The 21423-nt window shown below is 74.0% G+C and carries 17 protein-coding genes; 4 read left to right on the forward strand and 13 right to left on the reverse strand.

The annotated features are described in order from the left end of the window. Positions 1-16: 16 nt before the first annotated feature. The 10 genes from dxs to ELR47_RS15145 form a co-directional block, all read right to left on the reverse strand. Positions 17-1930 (reverse strand): 1-deoxy-D-xylulose-5-phosphate synthase, encoded by a 1914-nt coding sequence (dxs, locus tag ELR47_RS15100; RefSeq protein WP_205745297.1) that lies wholly within the window; start codon positions 1928-1930, stop codon positions 17-19. A gap of 168 nt (positions 1931-2098) precedes the next feature. Continuing rightward, a complete protein-coding gene (locus ELR47_RS15105; protein WP_130650634.1) occupies positions 2099-2302 on the reverse strand; it encodes a YgaP family membrane protein in 204 nt (67 codons plus the stop codon). Between the two features lie 120 nt (positions 2303-2422). Further along, entirely contained in the window at positions 2423-2815 is a 393-nt protein-coding gene (locus ELR47_RS15110; RefSeq protein ID WP_205745304.1) for an HNH endonuclease, read from the reverse strand. An 83-nt stretch (positions 2816-2898) separates the two neighbouring features. Then, positions 2899-4446, reverse strand: a complete 1548-nt coding sequence (gatB, locus tag ELR47_RS15115; RefSeq protein WP_130650635.1) for an Asp-tRNA(Asn)/Glu-tRNA(Gln) amidotransferase subunit GatB — start codon at positions 4444-4446, stop codon at positions 2899-2901. 1 nt (position 4447) lies between these two features. After that, the gene (gatA, locus tag ELR47_RS15120; RefSeq protein WP_130650636.1) at positions 4448-5998 is read right to left on the reverse strand and encodes an Asp-tRNA(Asn)/Glu-tRNA(Gln) amidotransferase subunit GatA; all 1551 of its coding nucleotides are present in this window, start codon (positions 5996-5998) and stop codon (positions 4448-4450) included. Between the two features lie 2 nt (positions 5999-6000). Further along, positions 6001-6297, reverse strand: a complete 297-nt coding sequence (gene gatC / locus ELR47_RS15125; RefSeq protein WP_205745306.1) for an Asp-tRNA(Asn)/Glu-tRNA(Gln) amidotransferase subunit GatC — start codon at positions 6295-6297, stop codon at positions 6001-6003. A gap of 7 nt (positions 6298-6304) precedes the next feature. Further along, positions 6305-8398: a putative bifunctional diguanylate cyclase/phosphodiesterase gene (locus tag ELR47_RS15130; protein ID WP_130650638.1), complete on the reverse strand. Its 2094-nt coding sequence runs from the start codon at positions 8396-8398 to the stop codon at positions 6305-6307. Beyond that, the gene (locus ELR47_RS15135) at positions 8391-9827 is read right to left on the reverse strand and encodes a glycosyltransferase family 2 protein (protein WP_130650639.1); all 1437 of its coding nucleotides are present in this window, start codon (positions 9825-9827) and stop codon (positions 8391-8393) included. Before ELR47_RS15135 ends, ELR47_RS15130 begins: the two co-directional genes overlap by 8 nt. Next, positions 9827-10858, reverse strand: a complete 1032-nt coding sequence (locus tag ELR47_RS15140) for a hypothetical protein (RefSeq protein WP_130650640.1) — start codon at positions 10856-10858, stop codon at positions 9827-9829. Before ELR47_RS15140 ends, ELR47_RS15135 begins: the two co-directional genes overlap by 1 nt. 2 nt (positions 10859-10860) lie before the next feature. Next, a complete protein-coding gene (locus ELR47_RS15145; RefSeq protein WP_130650641.1) occupies positions 10861-12072 on the reverse strand; it encodes a response regulator in 1212 nt (403 codons plus the stop codon). Positions 12073-12269: 197 nt separating this feature from the next. Here ELR47_RS15145 and ELR47_RS15150 point away from each other — a divergent pair, with 197 nt between their 5' ends. From ELR47_RS15150 to ELR47_RS15160, 3 genes are read left to right on the forward strand one after another with little or no spacing between them, the layout of a single operon-like run. Beyond that, complete coding sequence (locus ELR47_RS15150; RefSeq protein WP_205745307.1) at positions 12270-13607, forward strand: nicotinate phosphoribosyltransferase; 1338 nt, start codon at positions 12270-12272, stop codon at positions 13605-13607. Then, positions 13604-14197 carry an isochorismatase family protein gene (locus tag ELR47_RS15155; RefSeq protein WP_130650643.1) on the forward strand — a complete coding sequence of 198 codons (594 nt, stop codon included), beginning with the start codon at positions 13604-13606 and terminating at the stop codon, positions 14195-14197. Before ELR47_RS15150 ends, ELR47_RS15155 begins: the two co-directional genes overlap by 4 nt. Further along, positions 14194-14934: an NUDIX hydrolase gene (locus tag ELR47_RS15160; protein WP_229730556.1), complete on the forward strand. Its 741-nt coding sequence runs from the start codon at positions 14194-14196 to the stop codon at positions 14932-14934. The genes ELR47_RS15155 and ELR47_RS15160 overlap by 4 nt, the downstream gene beginning before the upstream one ends. 31 nt (positions 14935-14965) lie before the next feature. Here the strand turns inward: ELR47_RS15160 and ELR47_RS15165 are convergent, their stop codons facing one another. The 3 genes from ELR47_RS15165 to ELR47_RS15175 form a co-directional block, all read right to left on the reverse strand. Next, a complete protein-coding gene (locus tag ELR47_RS15165; RefSeq protein ID WP_130650644.1) occupies positions 14966-16717 on the reverse strand; it encodes an FAD-dependent oxidoreductase in 1752 nt (583 codons plus the stop codon). Between the two features lie 123 nt (positions 16718-16840). After that, positions 16841-18925 carry an NAD-dependent DNA ligase LigA gene (ligA, locus tag ELR47_RS15170; RefSeq protein WP_205745308.1) on the reverse strand — a complete coding sequence of 695 codons (2085 nt, stop codon included), beginning with the start codon at positions 18923-18925 and terminating at the stop codon, positions 16841-16843. 47 nt (positions 18926-18972) lie between these two features. Beyond that, on the reverse strand, positions 18973-19839 hold the full coding sequence (locus ELR47_RS15175; protein WP_130650646.1) for a hypothetical protein: 867 nt from the start codon (positions 19837-19839) through the stop codon (positions 18973-18975). 147 nt (positions 19840-19986) lie between these two features. Here ELR47_RS15175 and ELR47_RS15180 point away from each other — a divergent pair, with 147 nt between their 5' ends. Beyond that, positions 19987-21384 (forward strand): serine hydrolase, encoded by a 1398-nt coding sequence (locus ELR47_RS15180; protein WP_130650647.1) that lies wholly within the window; start codon positions 19987-19989, stop codon positions 21382-21384. Positions 21385-21423 lie beyond the last annotated feature (39 nt).

A 21423-nucleotide genomic window follows, 5' to 3' on the forward strand; every position in this document is an offset into this window, starting at 1 on the left:
AAGGCCGGGCCCCGCGTCAGTCGTCGGTGAGCACCTTGCGGGTCGCGGCGGCGATGCCCGGCGCGTCCAGTCCGAGCTCGGCCAGGATCCGGTCCGGCTTGCCGTGCGGCAGGTAGCCGTCGGGGACGCCGAGCTTGAGCACCGGTGGCGCGGCCCGCACGCCGGCCCGCTCGGTCAGCCGGTCCGCGAGCTCCGTGCCCGCGCCACCACCGACGACACCGTTCTCGACCGTGACCACCAGCGGCGCCGCCGCGGCCGCGTCGAGCATCGTGGCGTCGACCGGACGCACGCTGCGCACGTCCCACACCTGCGCCTGGTGACCGGCCTCGGCGAGCAGCTCCGCCGCCTCGAGCGCCGGACCGACCCGGTCACCGACCGCCAGGACGCAGACGTCGTCGCCCTCGCGCAGCCGCCGGGCCGCCAGGCCGAGCCCCCGGTCGACGGTGTCGACGCCGATGGTCGTCCCCTCGACCGCGGCCCCCTTCGGGAACCGCAGGGTCACCGGACCCTCGAGTCCGGCGGCGACGCCGAGCAGCGCCTGCAGGTCCTGTTCGCACGACGGCGTCAGCACCGTCATCGTGGGGATCCGCAGCGCCAACGACAGGTCCAGGATGCCGTGGTGGCTCGGACCGTCGTCGCCGGTGATGCCGGCGCGATCGAAGACGAACAGCACGTGGGCGTCGTGCAGGCCGACGTCGAGGTTCGCCTGGTCGAAGGCCCGGGAGAAGAACGTGGAGTAGACCGCGAACAGCGGCAGGCGGCCGGCGTAGGCCAGCGCGGCCGCCGCCGTGGCGGCGTGCTGTTCGGCGATGCCGACGTCGAGCAGCTTGTCCGGGTGGCGTTGCGCCAGCGGCAGCAGGCCCGTCGAACCGGGCATCGCGGCCGTGATGGCGATCAGGTCCTCGCGCTCGTCGGCGAGCTCGAGCACGGCCTCGCTGAAGGCCTGCGTCCACGACCGCGGCTTGGTGCCCGTCGAGCGGCCGGTCGCGATGTCGAACGCGGAGGTGTCGTGGAGCTTCTTCTCCGGATCGGTCTCCGCGGGCTCGTAGCCCTTGCCCTTCTGGGTCAGCACGTGCACCAGCACCGGGGTCTGCAGCCGGGCGGCGGTGGCCAGGGCGTGTTCGAGCTTGCCGACGTCGTGGCCGTCGAACGGGCCGAGGTAGCGCACCCCGAGCGCCTCGACGAACGACTGCAGCGCCGGCGCCTCGGAGACCGCGGCCTTGACCGCCTCGAGCCCGGCGTCGGTCAGGCGCTCCATCAGCGGCAGGCGGTCCAGCAGCCGGTCGAACCGGCCCCGCACCTTGCGGTAGCGCGGGTCGGTGCGCAGGTCGGCGAGCCGCTCGGAGAGGCGGCTGACCGTCTCCGCGTAGGACCGTCCGTTGTCGTTGAGCACGATGATGGCCGGCAGCTGGTGGTGCCCGAGGTTGTTGAGTGCCTCGTAGGCCATCCCGCCGGTCAACGCCCCGTCGCCGAGGACCGCCACGACCCGCCGACGTTCGGCGACGGGCAGTCCCTGCTGCGCACGGGCGACCCCGAACGCCCACGACAACGCGGTCGAGGCGTGGGAGTTCTCCACCAGGTCGTGCGGCGACTCGGTCCGGCTCGGGTAGCCCGACAGGCCGCCGGCCTGACGCAGGGTGTCGAACATCTCCCGGCGGCCGGTGAGCATCTTGTGCACGTACGCCTGGTGCCCGGTGTCCCACACCAACAGGTCGTGGGGCGAGTCGAACGTCCGGTGCAGGGCGATGCCGAGCTCCACCACGCCGAGGTTCGAGCCGAGGTGCCCGCCCACGCGTGCGACGGCCGCGACGATGGCGGCGCGCAGTTCCTCCGCCAGCAGCGGGATCTGATCGGCGGGCAACGCCTTGACGTCGGCCGGCGATTCGATGGTCTCGAGCACCACGTGGGCTTCTCCCTGCGCGCTGAACACGTGCAGTCGGTCAGGGTAGGGGAACCCCCGACGCCGGGTGCACCGCCGCCGGTCCTCGCGGCACGTCGCCGGGGCCGTCCCCGGGTTCGTGGCCGCAGCGGAGGCAGATGCCCGACGGGGTCGGCGACGGGCGACGCGCGGACGCTCGTCGGTCCGCGGACGGCCGTCTCAGCGGGTGTCGATGCCCAGCGCCGCGTTGAGCGGGCAGGTCCGGGTCACGGCCGACTCCAGCACCAGCGCGCCGCTGACCAGGGCGAGCAGGCCCGCGAGCTGCCCCCGGCGGGCCCCCAGCGGCCCGAGTGCGGCGGCCAGCAGTGCCGTGCCTCCCACGAACCGCAGCCGCTGGTCGGTGTCGCCCACGTTCTCCCGCATGCTTCCTCCGCAGTCGTCTCGACGAACCGCCGAGGGTGCCGGGTCGGCGGCGCTCGGGCGTCGTCGGGGGCTGCCCGTGCGTACGCGAGGCGCGTCGTCCGTGTCCGGCCCACGACGGCTTCAGCGCTTGTCGAGCTTGCGCAGTTCCGTCGCGAGGTAGCCCCGGATGCGCCGCAGGCCCCCGTGGCGCTCGATGTGGTCCGCCAGGCGGCGCAGCGACGCCTCGAGGACCTCGGGTCGGGGGGTGCGCCCGCGCGCGACCACCTCGTCGAGCCACTGCACCGGTGAGGCGTGCCCGCGTTCGCGGTTGCACCGGGCGCAGGCGGCGACCTCGTTCTCCGGGATGCTCGGTCCGCCCTTGACGCGGGGCACGACGTGCTCGCGGGTCGGGCGCACCAGGTCGGAGAACTCCCGTGAGCACCACACGCAGAACGGCCCGTCGCGGTCCATCGCCAGCACGAGCCGCTGCGCGCCCGAGGGCGCGCCGTACGGGTGCATTGGCCGCGTGCTCACGGCCCGGCAGGATACGACGCACGTGCGTCGGGGACCGGGGACGTCCGGACCACGCCGCACGTGCGCCGCAGACGACGCCGCGCTCAGCTGCCGATGACCTCGCGGAGCAGTTCGTTGGTCTTGCGGGGGTCGGCCTGGCCGCGGGTCTGCTTCATGACCTGCCCGACGAGCGCGCCGATGGCCTTGTCGTTGCCGCCGCGGATCGCCTCGACGGTGCCGGCGTTGTCGGCCACCACCTGCTCGACGATGCCACGCAGCTCGCCCTCGTCGGAGACCTGCTTCAGGCCCTGCTCGTCGGCGACCTGCGCCGGGCCCCTGGCCCCGCGTGCGGCGATCACGCCGGTCAGCACCTGCTTGGCGAGCTTGGTCGACAGCGTGCCGTCGTCGATCAGACCGATCAGCTCGGCGACGTGGGTGCCGGTGAGCCCCGACTCGGCGAGCTCGACGCCCTCCGAGGACAGCTGCCCGGCGACGTCACCGGTGAGCCAGTTCGCCACCGCGGACGCCGACGCACCGGCCTGCACGGCCTCGTCGAACCAGGGCACGAGCCCGGTGACCACCATCGTGGCGGCCTGGTCGGCGGCGACGCCGGCCTCGCGCAGGCGGGACCGGGTGGCCGCCGGCAGCTCGGGCAGCCGGGCGCGCACCTCGTCGACCTGCGCGGACGACGAGGTGATCTCGACCAGGTCCGGGTCCGGGAAGTAGCGGTAGTCGGTCACCGACTCCTTGACGCGCAGGGTCTCGGTGACTCCGCGGCCCTCGTCCCAGTGCCGGGTCTCCATGACGATCCGGCCGCCGTCCTCGAGCACCGAGATCTGGCGGCGGGCCTCGTAGGCGATCGCCCGCCCCAGCGAGCGCACCGAGTTGAGGTTCTTGATCTCCGTGCGGGTCCCCAGCGCGTCCCCCGGACGGCGCACCGAGACGTTGGCGTCACAGCGGATGGAGCCCTCCTCCATCCGAGCGTCGGACACGCCCGTGGCCCGCACGATCGCCTGCAGCTCACGCAGATAGGCCTGCGCGGTGTCGGGGTCGTGGACGTCGGGACGCGACACGATCTCCAGCAGCGGGATGCCGCACCGGTTGTAGTCGATCAGCGAGCGGTCGGCGCCGTGGAGGCGACCGGTCGCGCCGACGTGCATCGACTTGCCGGTGTCCTCCTCCATGTGCAGCCGCTCGATGCGGATGCGGCGGACGACCGGCGCCGCCGAGGGGTCCTCGGTGTCGGGCACCTCGACCTCGAGCCAGCCGTCGTGCACCAGCGGGACGTCGTACTGGCTGATCTGGTAGTTCTTGGCCAGGTCCGGGTAGAAGTAGTTCTTGCGGTGGAAGCGGCACACCGGCGCGATCTCGCCGTTGAGCGCCAGGCCCAGCAGCGTCGCGTCCTGCACGGCCTGGGCGTTGACCACCGGCAGCGCACCGGGCTGGCCGGTGCACACCGGGCAGACGTTGGTGTTGGGTTCTCCACCGAACTGCGTCGCACAGCCGCACCACATCTTCGTGCGGGTGTTCAACTCGACGTGGACCTCGAGGCCGACGACCAGCTCCCACTCGCCGGTGTCGCCCTCGAGCAGCGGCGCGCCGTGTTCGGCGGCCGTCGTCGCGGAGATCTCGCCCAGGTCGGTCGCGGTCATCTCAGCCAACCTCCACAGCGGTGTCACCGGCAGGGACCGGAAGGAATCCGAGGTCCTGCTCGAACGCCCATCCGGCGCGGTACATCAGGTCGTCACGCAGCAGCGGCGCCATGATCTGCAGCCCCACCGGCAGCGAGGCCCGCGGCGCGTCGGGTGCCTCGGCGGTGCCGGCCGGCAGCGACAGCGCCGGGATCCCGGCCAACGACGCCGGCACGGTCGCGACGTCGTTGAGGTACATCGCCAGCGGGTCGGCGCTCTTGTCGCCGAGCCCGAACGCCACCGTCGGCGAGGTCGGGCTGACCAGCACGTCGGCCTGCGCGAAGGCGTCGGCGAAGTCCTGCGCGATCAGGGTGCGGACCTTCGAGGCCTGCAGGTAGTAGGCGTCGAAGTAGCCGCTGGACAACGCGTGCGTACCGATCATGATGCGCCGCTTGACCTCGGGGCCGAAGCCGGCCGCGCGGGTGGCGGCGTTCATCTCCTCGGCGGTCGGGGCGTCGACCCGCAGGCCGTAGCGCACGCCGTCGAAGCGGGCGAGGTTGGACGACGCCTCGGACGGCGCGATCAGGTAGTACGCGGGCAGGCCGTAGCCGGCGTGCGGCAACGACACCTCGACGATCTCCGCGCCGAGGCGCTCGAAGCGCTGCAGGGCCTCGTCGAACACGCGACGCACGCCGGGCTCGTAGCCCTCCCCCTGCAGTTCGGTGACCACCCCGATGCGCAGACCCTCGACGCCGTCGCGCAGCGTCGCGAGCAGGTCCGCCGGGGTGTCGGTCACCGAGGTGGCGTCGCGCGGGTCGTGGCCGTGGATGAGCGTCTGCAACCGGGCGGCGTCCTCGACCGTGCGGGCGAACGGTCCGGCCTGGTCCAGCGACGAGGCGAACGCGACCAGCCCGTAGCGCGAGACCGTGCCGTAGGTCGGCTTGGCCCCGACGATGCCGGTCAGCGCGGCCGGCTGGCGGATCGAGCCACCGGTGTCCGTCCCGATCGACAGCGGGGCCATCAGCCCGGCGACCGCGGCCGCCGACCCGCCGGACGAGCCACCCGGCACGCGGCCGAGGTCCCACGGGTTGCGGGTCGCTCCGTAGGCGGAGTTCTCGGTCGACGAGCCCATCGCGAACTCGTCCATGTTGGTCTTGCCGAGCACGACCACGTCGGCCTCGCGGAGCCGGGTCGTGACGGTCGCGTCGTACGGGGGCACCCAGCCCTCCAGCATGCGTGACCCGCAGGTCGTCGGCACGCCGCGCATCGTCAGCACGTCCTTGAGCGCGAGCGGGACACCGGCCAGCGGGCCGAGTTCCTCGCCGGCGGCGCGACGGCGGTCGACGTCGGCGGCGTGCTCGCGGGCGGCGGCGGCCGTGACGTGCAGGTAGGCGTGCACGTCGCGTTGGTCGAGGTCCTCGGGGCTGCTCGCCGACCAGACCTCGCCCTCGGCGCGGACGCCGTCGACGGCCGCGATGCGGTCGAGGTGGGCCTCGACGACCTCCAGCGCGGAGACGTCCATCGCCTGCAGACGCTGGGCGAGCTCGGCGGCACTGAGCGCGATCAGTTCCATCGTCAGCCCTCCTCCGCCACGATCCGGGGCACGGCGAACCGGTCCTGTTCGGCGTGCGGCGCGGCGGCGAGCACGTCCTCGCGCGGCAGCGAGGGCCGCGGCTCGTCGGGCCGGCTGACGTCGCGCAACGCGAACGGGTGCGTGGTCGGCTCGACGTCCTGCGCGGCGACCTCACCGACCTGTTCGGCATAGGCGAGGATGTCGGACAGCTGGGGCGCGAGCGCGTCCACCTCGTCGTCGGTCAGCGCGAGGCGCGCCAGACGGGCGACGTGGCGGACCTCGTCGGCGGAGAGGGACACGGGTTTCCTACCGGAGCGGGGACAGACCGCCACGCAGGCTAGCGCTCGTGGTCGACCGTCCCGCGCGGTCCTCGCCGGGACGCGAGCCGCGGGCCAGCGCCCCGCGCAGCCACTCGGTCGCCTCTCCGCTCGGCAGCGGGCGGGCGACGAGGAACCCCTGGGCGACGTCGCAGCCGATGCGGCGCAGGACGGCCAGCGCGCGGCGTGTCTCGACGCCCTCGGCGACGCAACGCAGCCCCAGGCCGCGGGTGAGCTCGACGACCGAACGCACGATGGCGGCGTCGGGCCCGTCGGGGGCCTCGTCGAGGCTGCGCACGAAGGAGCGGTCGATCTTCACCTCGGACACCGGCAGCCGCTTGAGCCGCAGCAGCGAGGAGTGTCCCGTGCCGAAGTCGTCGAGCGAGAGCTCCACGCCGGTGGCGCGGCAGGCGTCCAGCGTCGCCAACGCGCGGCCGGGATCACCGACGAGTGCCTCCTCGGTGATCTCGAGCGTCAGCAGGTCGGGCGGCACGCCGTGGTCGCGCAACCCGTCGCGCACCCGACCGGCGAACGCCGGGTCCGCCAGGTCGTGCAGCGAGACGTTCACGGCCACCGGGACGGCCAGCCCCGCCTGCTGCCACACCGCGAGCTGCCCGAGCACCTGCTCGAGCACGGCGGAGGTCACCGAGCGCATGACGGCGGTGCGCTCGGCCAGCGGCAGGAACTCGGCGGGAGGCAGCAGTCCGCGCTGGGGATGGCGCCAGCGCACCAACGCCTCCATGCCCCGCGGGGCACCGCCGACGACGGCCACCTGCGGCTGGTAGTGCACCTCGAGCTCACCGCGCTGGGTGGCGCCGCGCAGCTCGGCCAGCAGCGACAGCCGTGAGGGGACCGACTGCTGCAGCCCGGGACGGAACACCGCGACGAGGTCGCCGGCCTCCTTGGCGGCGTACATGGCCGCGTCCGCGTGGCGCTGCAGCACCTCGAGGTCACCCCCGTGGGTGCCCAGCATCGCGAGCCCGATGCTGACCTCCACCTCCAGTCGGGCCCCACCGAGCTCGTAGGGCTGCAGCAGCGTCCGGCCCAGGCAGCTCAGCGTCGCCAGCGCCTCGGCCTCGTCGGCCGACTCGAGCAGGAGCACGAACTCGTCGCCGCCGATGCGGGCCGCGATCCCCTGGTCACCGATGGCGTCCCGCAGACGCTCGGCCACCCGCACCAGCAGGTCGTCGCCCACCGCGTGGCCGAGGGTGTCGTTGACCTCCTTGAACCGGTCGAGGTCGAGCAGGCACAACGCGCCGGGCCGTCCCGCGGCCAGGTGGGCGTGCACCCGGTCGGCGAGCAGCGTCCGGTTCGCCAGACCGGTCAGTCCGTCGTGCAGCGAGCGCTCCTCCCGCTCGAGCGACATCGCGGCGGTCTTCCACAGCAGGAACAGCGGCAGCAGCAACAGCGGCAGGAACGCCCAGTCGACGGCGAGCACGACCACCACCAGCGGCGAGAGCGCCAGGACGGCGCCGGTGGTCATCGTGAAGTAGGCGACGTTCTCGAACACCGCGGCCCGGACCGGCCGACGCTCCACGAGTCCGATCGCCGTGCCGACCACCCCGAGGTTGATCAGGTGGTACACGCCCGCGGCGAGCAGGACGAGCCACAGCGCGCCGGGCGGGAGCGTGGCCGGCGCCTGCGGGCTGGCCTGCCACCCGGCGGCGTGCAGCACGGCCCAGGCGGCCCCGTAGGAGAGCACGTACTGGGCGCCGTTGAAGCTGGCGGCGAACAGCCGCTTGCGGCGCGCGGTCTCCCCGACGGCGGCGGCGGCGACGACGCTGAACAGGGCGAGCTCCGGCCCCCACCGCAGCAGGACCGCGAACAGGAACGCGGTGCTGAGCGTGACCCCCTCCGGGTCGACGCGGCCGGAGGCGACGACCGGGCGCAGCTCACCGAGCACGACGAAGCCGAACAGCAGCCAGAACCCCGGACCGGCGGCCACGATCGCGGCGGGCAGGTCCGGGCCGAGCAGCAACGCCAGGACGGCCGCCGCCGCGAGCACGCTCAGCCACCACCAGACGGCGAAGCCGTCGGGCCGCAGCACCGGCGCGAGGTGGGCCCCCCGGCTGCGGTCACGCACGGGTCGGGCGCTGCGTGCCGAAGCCGGTGCGGGTCATCGTCCCCCAGGTGCGCTCGTCGCGTCGCAACCACCGCCAGGTGCCCTCCAACCGCCAGAACAGCGACAGCTGCCGGAACCACAGCGGCTCCGAGACCGCGGCGACGAGTTGCCAGACCCGGTCGCGCACCCGCAGCTCCGAGGCCGTGGAGCGGTCCTCGACCGCCAGCGAGCCGATGCTCAACGCCACGCCCCACAGGTAGGCGAGCACGAAGTACAGCAGCGCGAACTCGACGTCGATCAGCCCGAACGGCAGCCCGATCAGCAGGGCGAGCAGACCGAGCGCCTCGACGATCGGGCCGACCGCCTCGACCAGGGTGAAGAACCCCAGCCCGCCGAACGCCATACCGCGGTAGCGCGGACGGAAGATGGCGTCGCGGTGGGTCCACAGGGTGTCGAGCAGGCCACGGTGCCAACGGATGCGCTGGTTGCGCAGCACCCGGTGGGTCACCGGCGTCTCGGTGTAGGCGACCGGGTCGGGCAGGAACTGCACGCGGTGCGGGCCCCCGGTGTCGTAGCCGTGTCGCCGCATCCGCACGACCAGCTCGAAGTCCTCACCGATCGAGTCGTGTCGGTAGCCGCCCACGGCAACCGCGGTCGGGCGGTGGAACGCGCCGAAGGCGCCGGAGATGATGACGTTGCCGCCCAGCCGGTTCCAGCCCAGTCGGCCGATGAAGAACGCGCGGACGTACTCGACGCTCTGCACGCCACCGAACCAGCGCCGGTCGACGGCCTTGTTGACCACCCGTCCGTCACGCACCTCGTCGCCGTTGATCGGCTGGATGGTGCCGCCGACGGCGACGTTGCCCGAGGTCTCGAGGAAGGCACGGGCCATGCGCAGCAGCGCGTCGGGGGCGACGATGGTGTCGGCGTCGAGTGCGACGAACAGGTCGCCCGACGCGACCCCGATGCCGGCGTTGAGCGCGTCGGCCTTGCCGCCGTTGTCCTTGTCGACCACCACCAGGTTGCTGTGGGTGCGCGAACGGTAGACGGTGCGCACCGGGCGGGTGGGCAGCACCCCCGACGCACTCGGCGCGTAGGGGTCGGGCACCAGTTCGAACGCGTCGACGAGCCGCGGCAGGGTGTCGTCGGGCGAGCCGTCGTTGACGACGACCACCTCGAGGTCGGGGTACTCCAGCGTCAGCATGCCCTCGACGGCGTCGACGATGGTGACCGACTCGTTGTAGGCCGGGGCGAGCACCGACAGCCGCGGTGCGTCGGGGGTGCGGTGCCACCACGACAGGGTGGCCAGGTCGAGCCGACGACGGCGCTGCTTGAGCTCCCGACCGGCCAGCAGCAGCTGCAACGAGTAGGTCCCGTTGACGAGCAGGAAGTAGACCAACGCCGCGAGCGCGGTCGCGGTCAGGACGGACTCCAGGATCCGGATCGCCATCAGGCCACCGCCTGCTGCAGCCGTCGCAGCAGCGCGCGTCCGACCGGTCCCGAGCGCACCAGGGTCCGGCGGGCGACCTGGCGCACCTGCCAGGCGGGGTCCTCGGCGAGGGCCAGCAGCAACGCGCCGGCCGCGGGGTCCCGGCCGGCCACGTCGGCGACGGCGATGCGCACGACCTGCTCGTCGGCGAGGTGACGGCGGGCGAGCAGCGCAGTCTGCTCGGGAGCGGTCGCGGCCACGGCCCGGATCGCGGCAGCGCGCACCGGCGCGGCGTCCGAGGCGAGGAAGTCGTCGAAGGACAGCGGCACCGATCCGCCGAGCGCCGCGATGGTGGTCAGGGGGGCGACCGCCGCGAGCGGGTGGGTCTCGGGCCGGCGCGCCAGCTCGAGTGCCCGCTCGAGCACCGCCAGGGGCGGGGGGTCCGCCTTGACGCACACGTGCTTGGCGGCGACCCGCACCAGGGCGGCGTCGGACACCAGCGCGTCGGCGAGCAGCTCGGTGGCGTCGCGGGACGGACGTCGTGGCGGCAGGACGACGGGACGCTCCCCCAGCTGTCGGGGCCGGTCCGACAACCACAGCAGCGCGGCCGCACGTACCTCGGGGTGCGGGTCGGCCAGCACCTGCAGGTCCGCCGGGTCGTCGCTGGCGACGTGCAGCAGGCGGACCGCCCGCAGCCGGCGCCACCAGTGGCGCGAACGCAGCTCGCGCCGGGCCCGTTGGTTGACGTCGGCGGCCGCGGCGAGCTCCGCGAGCAGCGCGCGCTCCTCCTCGCCGACGATCCGACCGGCGGCCAGGCACACCTGTTCGGCCACGGCGGGCTCCGCCTCCCGGATGGCCCGACGTGCGCCGTCGAGGTGGTCGGCGCCGGCGAGCGCGTCGACCACGACGGCCAGCAGGTCGCGCTCGGCCTCGCGGCGGCGACCGCCGTGGCGACGCCGCCGCCAGGTGCCCAGCACGAGGTCGAGCGCGCCGAGGAGCACCACGGCCAGCAGCAACAGGGTCGCGACGAGGACGACGTCGATCAGCTCCACGGTCAGCTCCGGCTGCGGGCCGCGACGAGCTCGAGCAGCCGGTCGAGGTCGTAGGGCTTGGGCAGGTGGTCGAGGTCGGCCGCGACCGCCCGGGCGCGCGCCAGCTCGGCGTCGTTGTCGTGCACCGTGGCCAGCACGACCCGCAGCTGGATGAGAGCGCCGGCCGCGGCCAGCCCCTCGAGGACGGCGAGCCCGTTGAGGCCCGGCAGGTCGATGTCGAGCAGCAGCACGTCGGGCATCGGGTCCCCGGTGCGCAGCTCGCGCAACGCCTCGCCGCCGTGGCCGTAGGCCAGGACCTCGAGGCCGGCCAGCTCCAGCCGTCGGCGCACCAGCGCCACCAGCACGTCGTCGTCGTCGACGATGGCGACCCGTCCCCCGGCCACGGCGCGTTGCCCGCGGGCGTCGCGCTCCGGCGCGGTCTCGACGCGTGAGCGGGCGCCGTCCTCCAGTTCGGCGGCGACCTGGCACAGCAGCACCGCGTCGGCGATCCGCAGCGCCCGCGGCTCGAGCAGCAGCTGCTCGGCCCGGCGCCCCGGTGCGGCGAGGTCGAGCTCGCCGAGCGCACCGGCCAGACCGATGCTGCGGTGGGCGGCGACCCGGGCCTGCTCGCGCAGCTGGTCGTCGAGGTCACCGCACAGCACCGCCGCGCCGGCGTCCCCGATCATCCGCGCACGAACTTCGAGTTCCTGCAGGCCACGCTGTCGCAGGCAGACCGCCTCCGGTGCGGCCGCGGTCTCAGGGCTCGCGGACGCGACGGGCGCAGCGGGCGGGTCGGGCGCAGCGGGCCGGTCGTGGACGTCGGTCGCGTCGGCCGGGTCCGGCGCCGCGGCGGCCGTGGACCAGGTGGCGGGCGTGGGTGCGTCGGCACCGGCCGGGTCGGCCAGCAGCTCGCGCAGCTGGACACCGAGGTGGACGGCGTCGAGTGGCTTGCGCAGGCGACCGACGACCTGCGGGTGGACGACCGCGTCGGGCCGCACCGAGCAGACCACGACCGGCAGCGAGCAGGTGACCGGGTCGGCCGCGAGCGCCGCGAGCACGTCGTCCGCCGTCCCGTCGAGCAGGGCGCCGTCGGTGACCACCGCCTCGACCGCACGCGCGTGACCGACCACGCCCTCGACGCGGTCGGTCAGCGACACCTCGAAGCCGGCCTGCCCGAGCACGAGACGCAACAGGGCGGCGAGGTCGAGGTCGTCCTCCACGAGCAACAGCCGCACGGAGCTCTCCTGGTCGTGCCCTCGAGGACGCCTCGGGTCGAGGCCGGGTGGCCGGGTGGATCGTTCGTCGGCAGCACGTGCTGACAAGATCGGCACCGGCGTCTTACGGTCGAGGCCTTCGTCCGCTCCCCGCTCGATCCGTCCCCGCCCGTCCTTCCCGGCGCCCCACGACCGGCGGCGCCGACGTGAGGTGGTCCGTGACCCACACCGCTCCGTCGACCGCACTGCTGACCGACCGGTACGAGCTCACGATGCTCGACGCCGCGCTGCGCGACGGCCGCGGCGAGCACCCGTCCGTCTTCGAGGTCTTCGCCCGCCGGCTGCCGGCCGGACGCCGCTACGGCGTGGTCGCCGGAACCGGCCGGCTGCTGGACGCGCTGGTCGACTTCCGCTTCGACGACGACGTGCTCGGCTGGCTCGACGACGCCGGGGTCGTCTCCGAACCGACGTTGGCCTGGTTGGCCGGCTACCGCTTCGGCGGGAGCATCTCCGGGTACGGCGAGGGCGAGGTGTACCTGCCGGGTTCGCCCGTGCTGACGGTGCACGGCACCTTCGCCGAGGCCGTGGTCGTCGAGACCCTGGTGCTCTCGGTGCTCAACCACGACAGCGCGGTGGCGTCGGCGGCGGCCCGCATGGTCACCGCCGCCGGGGGCCGCACCCTGTTCGAGTTCGGCGGTCGTCGCGCGCACGAGCAGGCGGCGGTCGCCGCGGCGCGGGCGGCCTACCTCGCCGGCTTCACCGGGACGTCGAACCTGGAGGCCGGCCGTCGCCATGGCCTGCCGACCCTGGGGACCTCGGCCCACGCCTTCACGCTGCTGCACGACGACGAGGCCGCGGCGTTCGCCGCGCAAGTCGCCGCGCTGGGACCCGGGACGACGCTGCTCGTGGACACCTACGACACCGAGCAGGGCCTGCGCACGGCGCTGCGGGTGGCCGGGACGGACCTCGGCGCGGTCCGCATCGACTCGGGCGACCTCGCCGCCGAGGCCAGGCGCGCCCGGGCGCTGCTCGACGAGGCCGGCGCCACCCGGACCCGGATCGTGCTCTCCGGCGACCTCGACGAACATTCCTTGGCAGCGCTGGCCGACGCGCCCGCGGACGCCTACGGCGTGGGCACCTCGGTGGTCACCGGCTCGGGGGCGCCGACGGCAGGGCTCGTCTACAAGCTGGTCGCCCGTGCCGAGCGCCCCGGAGGGATCTGCCGGCCGGTCGCCAAGGCGGGCGGCGACAAGGCGACCCGAGGGGGACGCAAGGCCGCCTGGCGCCGTCGCCGGGACGGTCGTGCCGTCGCCGAGGTGATCCGCCCCTTCACCGCCCCACCCCCGTCGGGGGACGTCCGCCCGCTGCAGCGGCCGCTGGTCGTCGACGGGGAGCGGGTCGAGCCCGACGACCTGGGCGCGGCGCAGGAGCGCCTGCGGGCCGCACTCGCCGAGCTCGGCTCGGACGCGACGGCGCTCCCCGACGGACCGGTGGCGATACCGACCGAGTTCGACGACGATCCCGAGGCCCGCCTCGACCCGAAGGCCTGCTCATGAGCGACCGTTTCGATCCGACGACCGCCCTCGTGGTGGTCGACGTCCAGAACGACTTCGCCGATCCCGACGGGGGTCTCTACGTCGAGGGCGGTGAGCAGGTCGTCGACGTCGTCAACGCCCAGATCGACGCCGCCCGGTCCGCCGGCGCGTTCGTGGTCTACACCCAGGACTGGCATCCCGACACCACCCCGCACTTCGCCAAGGACGGCGGGGTGTGGCCGACCCACTGCGTGCAGGGCACCTGGGGTGCCGAGCTGCACCCCGAGCTCCGGGTCGACGGGCCGGTCGTGCGCAAGGGCGTCGACGGCGGCGACGGCTACTCGGGCTTCAGCGTCCGCGACCCGATCAGCGGCGAGGAGTCGGCGACCGAGCTGGGCCGGCTCCTCGACGAGGCCGGCGTGCGCCGGGTGGTGGTCACCGGCCTGGCCGGCGACGTGTGCGTCAAGGCGACCGCGCTCGACGCCTCCCGCCTCGGTTACGAGGTCGTCTACCCGCTGGCGGCCACCCGGTTCGTCGAGGTCGCGCCCGGCGACGCCGACCGCGCCCTGGCCGAGCTGCGCGACGCCGGCGTCGAGGTCGTCGCGGCGTGAGCCGTGATCGCTCCCCGGCGCCGGGCACCGCCGCGACCGCGCCGGTGTCCACCTGCGCCGTCGCGGTCGACGTCGCGCTGCTGACCGTGCGGGAGGGACGACTGCAACTGCTGCTCGTGCATCCCGACGCGGGTCCCTACACCAGCCAGTGGGCCCTGCCGGGACGTCGGGTCCGCGACGACGAGAGCCTCGACGACACCGCCCACCGCGCGTTGCGCGAGCTGGCGGGACTGCGGGCTCCCGACGCCCGCCTCGAACAGCTGCGGACCTACGGCGATCCGTCCCGCGACCCACGCGGCCGGGTCGTGTCGGTCGCCTACCTCGCCCTGACGCCGACGGTCGAGTCGGTCGTCGACGGCGGCCCGCTGGCGGACGGGCGGGCCGCGTTCTTCGACGTCGGCGCGCTCGCGGGCGGCGGCGGTCCGCCGCTCGCCTACGACCACGACCGCATCGTGCCCGACGCGATCGAGCGGGCCCGCTCCAAGCTCGAGTACACCGCGTTGGCCACGGCGTTCGTCGCCGAGCCGTTCACCCTCGGCGAGCTGCGCCGGGTGTACGAGGCGGTGTGGGGCGTGGACCTCGACGCCGCGAACTTCCGGCGCAAGGTGGTGTCGGCCCGCGACTTCGTGGTCGAGGTCGAAGGCACCGCCGCTCCCGGCCCCGAGGGCGGCCGTCCGGCGAAGCGCTACCGCCGCGGACGTGCCAGCCGCCTGCACCCGGCCATGCTGCGGCCCTGACCCGCCCGGCCCGACGCCCGCCCGACCGCGGTCACTCGAGCAGGCGGTCGCTGGCGTCGACCGCCTCGGCCGGTCGGGCCCAGTCGGCGAGGTGGTCGGGTACCTCGACCCGGGGCTGGGACGAGCATGCGAGCTCGCCCGCGTCGTCGAGGCGCACCAGGTAGTTGACCAACTGGTGCTCGTCGTCGCGGTCGGGATGGTCCTCGCGCTGCTGCGCACCACGGGTCTCGCGCCGTTGCTTCGCGCACTGCGCCGTCGCCAGGGCCGAGACGATCGAACCGCGCAGGTCGAGGACCCCGGCGAGGTCCTGGTGGCCCTGGCTGTCGGGCTGGACGTCCAGGGACGGGATCAGCTCCCGCAGGGTGAGGAGGCGCTCGACACCGGCGTCGAGACCCTGCTCGTCGCGTACGACACCGACGTGTTCCCACATGATGTCGCGCAGCTCACGCTGCCCGACCCGCACCACCTCGTCCCCCTCGTGGACGAACGCGTCGAGTTCCTCGAGCGCGGCGGTGACGGCCGGCTTGGACCGCAGCTGGACCGACAGCTCGTCGGAGTGGACGGCAGCGGCCTCGCCGGCACGCCGGCCGAACACGACCGTCTCGGTCAGCGAGTTGCCACCGAGCCGGTTGGCACCGTGCAGCCCACCGGTGATCTCGCCCGCAGCGAACAGTCCGTCAACGCCACTCGCCCCGGTCGCCGGGTCGACGTGCACGCCACCCATCGAGTAGTGCGCGGTCGGTGCCACCTCGATGGGCTGCTCGGCGATGTCGAGCATCTGGGCCTCGATCAGCTGCCGGTGCATGCGCGGCAGCTTCTCGCGGATGGTGGCGCGGTCGAGGTGACTGATGTCGAGGAACACGCCGCCGTTGGGCCCACCGCGGCCCTCGCGGATCTCGGTGTAGTTGGCCAGCGCGACCCGGTCGCGGGTGGACAGCTCCAGGCGTTCGGGGTCGTAGCGTTCCATGAAGCGCTCGCCGTCGGCGTTCTTCAGGTGGCCGCCCTCGCCCCGCACGGCCTCGGTGACCAACTGCCCGGCCCACTCCTCGGGATGGGTCATGCCGGTCGGGTGGAACTGCACCAGTTCGAGGTCGACGAGCTCGGCGCCCGCGGCCAGTGCCAGGTACATCGCGTCGCCGTTGTTCTCGTCGCGCCGCGAGGAGGAACGGCGCCACAGACGGGTGTGGCCGCCGCCGGCGAGCACGACGGCGTCGGCGAGGTGCACGACCCGCTCCCCCGACGACAGGTCGAAGGTCAGCGCGCCGAAGCAGGTGCCCTCGGTGACCAGTAGGGAACTGACGTAGGTGCGCTCGACGATGGGAATGCCACGCTCGCGGACCTGCTCGTGGAGGGTCTCGAGCATCGCCCGGCCGGTCCAGTCACCGGCGTAGCAGGTGCGCCGGTAGCGGTGGGCTCCGAAGTAGCGCTGGTCGAGCTCGCCCCCGTCCGTGCGGGCGAACGGCATGCCCCACTCGGCCAGCTCTCGGATGCGCTCGGGCGCCTCCTCGACCAGCAGCTCGACCTTGCGCGGATCGGCCAGGTGGTAGCCCTCGTTCCAGGTGTCGACGAAGTGCCAGCGTGGCGTGTCCTCGGGGTCGACGGTGCCCAGTGCGGCGTTGATGCCGCCCGCGGCCAGCACGGTGTGGGCGTCGGTGCGCAACCGTTTGCCGACGATCGTGACCTCACGTCCGGCGTCGTGGGCGGCGATGGCGGCCCGCAGGCCGGCCCCGCCCGAACCGATCACGAGGACGTTGGTCACGGTCGTGCGGTGGTCGCGTCGCATGGCTGCTCCGTCGGGTCGGCACGGCCAACGTGACCGACGTTCGTCACCGACGCCGGCACCGGCCCACCCGGCCGGACAACGCCCGTCGGCCACCGCGCACCACCCGTCCGGCCGCCCGAACGCTCAGCCGGGCAGCTCGCCGGTGCCGAGCACGGCGCGCAGACCGGCCTCGTCGAGCACGGGCACGCCGAGGTCCTCGGCCTTGGCGAGCTTCGATCCGGGGCTCTCACCCGCCACCACGGCCGTGGTCCTCTTCGACACGCTGCCGGTGACCTTGGCGCCGCGGGCCTCGAGTGCGGCCCTGGCCTCGTCGCGCGTGAAGCCCTCGAGCGTCCCGGTCACGACGAAGGTCCGGCCGGCGAGCAGCTCGGCGTCGACGCCGGGCTCCTCGACCGCTGCCTGCTCGGCCCGGGTGGTTACCCCGAGCGCGACGAGCTCGTCGACCAGCTCGGCGTTGCGGGGGGTGGCGAACCAGGCGTGCACGGCCGCGGCGATGGTCGGGCCGATCCCGTCGATCGCCTCCAGCTCGTCGGGCGTGGCGGCCCGGATCGCTTCCAACGACCCCATCGCCCACGCCAGCAGCTTGGCGTAGGTGGGGCCGAGGTGGCGGATGTTGCAGGCCACCAGCACCCGGTCCAGGGGCCGCTGACGGGCCTCCTCGATGCCGGCCAGCAGGTTGTCGACCCGCTTCTCGCCCCACTTCTCGAGCGCGAGCAGCTCCTCGCGGTGCTCGGGCAGGCGGAACACGTCGGCGAGGTTGGTGACCAGGCCGCGTTCGACCAGCAGCTCCACGGTCTGCTCCCCCAGCCCCTCGATGTCGAGTGCGCCCCGACCGGCGAGGTGCGACAGCGACTCGAGCAGCCGGTTGGGGCAGTCGACGTTCTCGTCGACGTGGTGGGCCTCCCCCTCGGGCCGGGTCAGCGGTTGGCCGCAGAACGGGCAGGTCGCGGGCATCGACCACGGCTGCGCGTCGGGCCGGCGCTTGGACGGCACCGGCCCGACGACCTCGGGGATGACGTCACCGGCACGGCGCACCATCACGCGGTCGCCCTCGCGGACGTCCTTGGCGTGGACCTGGATCTCGTTGTGCAGGGTCGCGTAGGTGATGCGGGTGCCGGCGACCACGACCGGCTCGAGCACCGCGTACGGCGTGACCTTGCCGGTCCGCCCGACGTTGACCTCGATGCGCTCGAGCGTGGTCTCCTGCTCGACGGGCGGCATCTTGTAGGCGATCGCCCAACGCGGCGCACGGGCGGTGAACCCCAGCTCCTCGCGCTGGGCCAGGTCGTCGACCTTCACGACCACACCGTCGATCTCGTAGGGCACCCGGTGGCGGGCCTCGGTCCAGTGCGCCACGAAGTCCCACACCTCGTCGAGCAGCCGGGTGTGGTCCCCGTCCCCCGCCTCGACCACCCGCGTCTCGATCGCGGTGGGCAGCCCGGCGTCGCGCAACCACGCCAACGCCTGCGACCAGCGGCCGAACCGCATCCCCTCGACGGCCCCGAACCCGTGGCACCACACCGACAACGGCCGTTGCCGGGTGACCTCCGGATCCTTCTGCCGCAGGGCGCCCGACGCGGCGTTGCGCGGGTTCATGAACGCTTCCTCGCCCTGTTCGATCCGGGCGGCGTTCATGGCCTCGAAGGCCTCGAGCGGGTAGTACACCTCGCCACGGACCTCGACCAGCGTCGGGACGTCCTCGGTCGCGAGCCGGTAGGGCACCGCCGCGATCGTGGCGATCTGGGCGGTGACGTTCTCCCCGACGCTGCCGTCCCCGCGGGTGGCGGCCGTCTCCAGCACCCCGTCGCGGTACACCAGGTTGACCGCGACGCCGTCGATCTTGAGCTCGCACACCAGCGCCAGCGGGGCGTCGGGGGCCAGACCGCGCACCACCCGCTGCAGCCAGGCCTCGAGCTCGTCGCGCGAGAAGGCGTTGTCCAGCGACCGCATCGGCTGCGGATGCCGGAACGGCGGGAACGCGGTGTCCAGCGGCGCCCCGACCTGCTGGGTCGGCGAGTTGCCGGTGGCCAGCTGCGGGTGCGCCTCCTCGAGCGAGAGCAGTTCGGCGAACAGCGCGTCGAACTCGGCGTCGGACATCGGCGGGTCCGACAGCACGTAGTAGCGGTAGCGGGCGTCGCGCACGCGGCGGGACAGCTCGTCGTGGCGGGTGCGGGCCTCGGCGAGGTGGGCGGGGACGGCAGCGGCCACGGTGGCGTTCGCCCTCCTGCGTGTGGTGGCTTCGGGCGGCGGTGAGGCTACTTGCCCGACCCGGACCACTCGGGGCCGGTGCCGTGCAGCAGACGTTCGAGCCGCGCGGGGCGCAGCAGCAGCCATCCGAGCCCCAGCGGCACGAGCTGCCCGGCCACGAAGCTCAGGCCGAGCACGACGACGAGCACCCGCGCCCAGGCCAGCTGCCGTTCGAGTGCCGCCTGGTTGTCGGTGACGACCGCCCGCGCCTCGGCAGCGGTCGCGGCATAGGACCCCACCAGCCCGCTCGCGGAGGCCAACGTCGTCTGCAGCTCCTCGAGGTCGTCGGCGATGTCGCCGGTGCCTTCCCGCACGGCACCCAGGCTCGTGGCCCCCTCCCGGATCAGCCCGGCCTGCTCGCGCAACGAGTCGGGCACGCCGTCGAGTTCCACCTGCACCGCCCGCAGGGAGTCGTCGAACGGCTGCGTCGGGTCGTAGTCCGGGCCGAACGGGATCGCGCTCAGTGCCCCCAGCGTGGTGTCGATGACGCTGGCGACCTGGATGAGCGCCGGAAGGCTGCCCTGCACCGCCTCGAGGCTGCCGGCGAGGTCCTGCTCGCTGAGCTCCGCGGTCGCCGTCAGCACCGCCTCGGCGTCCCGCAACCCGACGCCGAGGTCACGGGTCGTCGCGGCGGTCGTGCTCAGGGTGCGCTCGAGGATCGCCAGCGTGTCCCCGGCCACCTCGACCGACCCGCCCAGCGCGTCGACGGCGTCGGTGGTCACCCCGAGGCTGTCCTGCAGGGCCCGGTCGAGCGAGGTCAGGAAGCCGAGTCCGACCACCGTGCCGAGCAGCCCGGCGACGACGCCGACCGCCCCGATCCCCAGCAGCACCCGCGCGACGAGACTCGGCCGCTCGACGCGTGCGGTGGCGGGCATGCGGGCTCCTCCAGGACGCCGGCGCGACGTGCCGTGCCCGTCGCCGACGAGATCGGGTGCGCGCCACGCTAGAGCCTCGGCACGGTCCGCCTCCCCCGACCTATGGTCGTCCTGATCGTCCTGGTGCCTTCCCCGAGGTCTGCGTCCGTGCTCCTGGCCCGTCGACGTGCCGCCACCGTCCTGGTCGTCATCGCGGCACTGGGCGTCGCGTGCGACGACGGGGGGCCCGGGCCGTCCGATCCGCCGCCGGGGGACGAGGCGGCACCCGCCCCGGCCGACGCCGATGCGGTGGTGCTGCCCGACACTCCGCTGGGCGAACAGCTGCGCTGGCTGCTCGACGTCCTGGCGGACGGGCCGCCCGACGACGCGGCCGTGGACGCCCGCTTCGACGACGCCTTCCTCGCCGAGGTGTCGGTCGCCGAGCTCCGGCAGGTGTTCGCCCAGTTCCGCGGGGACTGGACGGTGACCGACGTCGACGCGGCCCCCGACGGTCTCGAGGGCCGCATGCGCGTGCTGGAGGCCGGCGGCGCCGACTTCGAGGTGCTGGCCGCCGTCGAGCCGGACCCGCCCCACCGCTTCACCGGGCTGCTGCTGCGACCGGCGTCCGACGTCGAGACCCCGCCCGACCTCGAGGCGCTGGCCGAACGGCTCGAGGCCGCTGCCGAGACCAGCGCGGTGCTGGTCGCCGAGGTGCGCGACGGCACCTGCACGCCGGTGTTCGCCGACGACGCCGACGTGGTGGTACCGATCGCCTCGGCGTTCAAGCTGTACGTGCTGGGTGCGGTGGCCGACGCCGTCACCGCCGGGGAGCTCGACTGGGACGAGACGCTCGTCGTCCGCGACCGCCTGCGCAGCCTGCCGAGCGGACGCCTGCAGGACGAACCGGACGGCACGGAGGTGACCGTCCGCGAGGCGGCCCTGGCGATGGTCGAGATCAGCGACAACACCGCCACCGACCTGTTGATCGACCGGGTGGGGCGCGAGGCGGTCGAGCAGGCGCTGGCGCGCTACGGCCACCACGACCCGTCACGCAACCAGCCGCTGATCACCACCCGGGAGCTGTTCCAGCTCAAGCTCGGCGTCGACGCCGGCCGACGTTCCGCCTTCGTCGACGCGGACGAACCGGTGCGGCGGCAGCTGCTCGACGAGCTCGGCGGCGAGCCGCTCGACGTGGCGCCCGAGGCGTGGACGACCCCGATCGAGGTCGACACGCTCGAGTGGTTCGCGACCGCCGAGGACCTCTGCCGAGCCCACGTCGCCCTGGCGGAGGTCGGGCGGCGCGACCCGACCGCTCCGGTGCGCGACATCCTCGCGGCCAACCCGGGCACGGGGATCGACCCGGAGGTCTGGTCCTACGCCGGGTTCAAGGGCGGCTCGGAGCCGGGCGTGCTGACGCTGAGCTGGTACCTCGAACCGGTCGACGACGACGCGGACGCCCACGTGGTGGTGACCGCCGCGGCCGACACGCGGCAGCCGCTCGACGAACTCGAGGTCGCGGCGCTGATGACGACGGCCGTCGAGGTCGTGAGCGAGGACCTGCGCTGACTCGACGCCGTCTCGCCGTCCGCCGTCCGCCTCGGACGG

The organism is Egicoccus halophilus (assembly GCF_004300825.1).
Taxonomy (GTDB): domain Bacteria; phylum Actinomycetota; class Nitriliruptoria; order Nitriliruptorales; family Nitriliruptoraceae; genus Egicoccus; species Egicoccus halophilus.

Bases quoted from the DNA above. Each gene is read 5' to 3' on its own strand.
- ELR47_RS15105 (WP_130650634.1), bottom strand. From the start codon at position 2,302: ATGCGGGAGAACGTGGGCGACACCGACCAGCGGCTGCGGTTCGTGGGA.
- gatB (WP_130650635.1), bottom strand. From the start codon at position 4,446: ATGACCGCGACCGACCTGGGCGAGATCTCCGCGACGACGGCCGCCGAA.
- gatA (WP_130650636.1), bottom strand. From the start codon at position 5,998: ATGGAACTGATCGCGCTCAGTGCCGCCGAGCTCGCCCAGCGTCTGCAG.
- ELR47_RS15135 (WP_130650639.1), bottom strand. From the start codon at position 9,827: ATGGCGATCCGGATCCTGGAGTCCGTCCTGACCGCGACCGCGCTCGCG.
- ELR47_RS15155 (WP_130650643.1), top strand. From the start codon at position 13,604: ATGAGCGACCGTTTCGATCCGACGACCGCCCTCGTGGTGGTCGACGTC.
- ELR47_RS15165 (WP_130650644.1), bottom strand. From the start codon at position 16,717: ATGCGACGCGACCACCGCACGACCGTGACCAACGTCCTCGTGATCGGT.
- ELR47_RS15175 (WP_130650646.1), bottom strand. From the start codon at position 19,839: ATGCCCGCCACCGCACGCGTCGAGCGGCCGAGTCTCGTCGCGCGGGTG.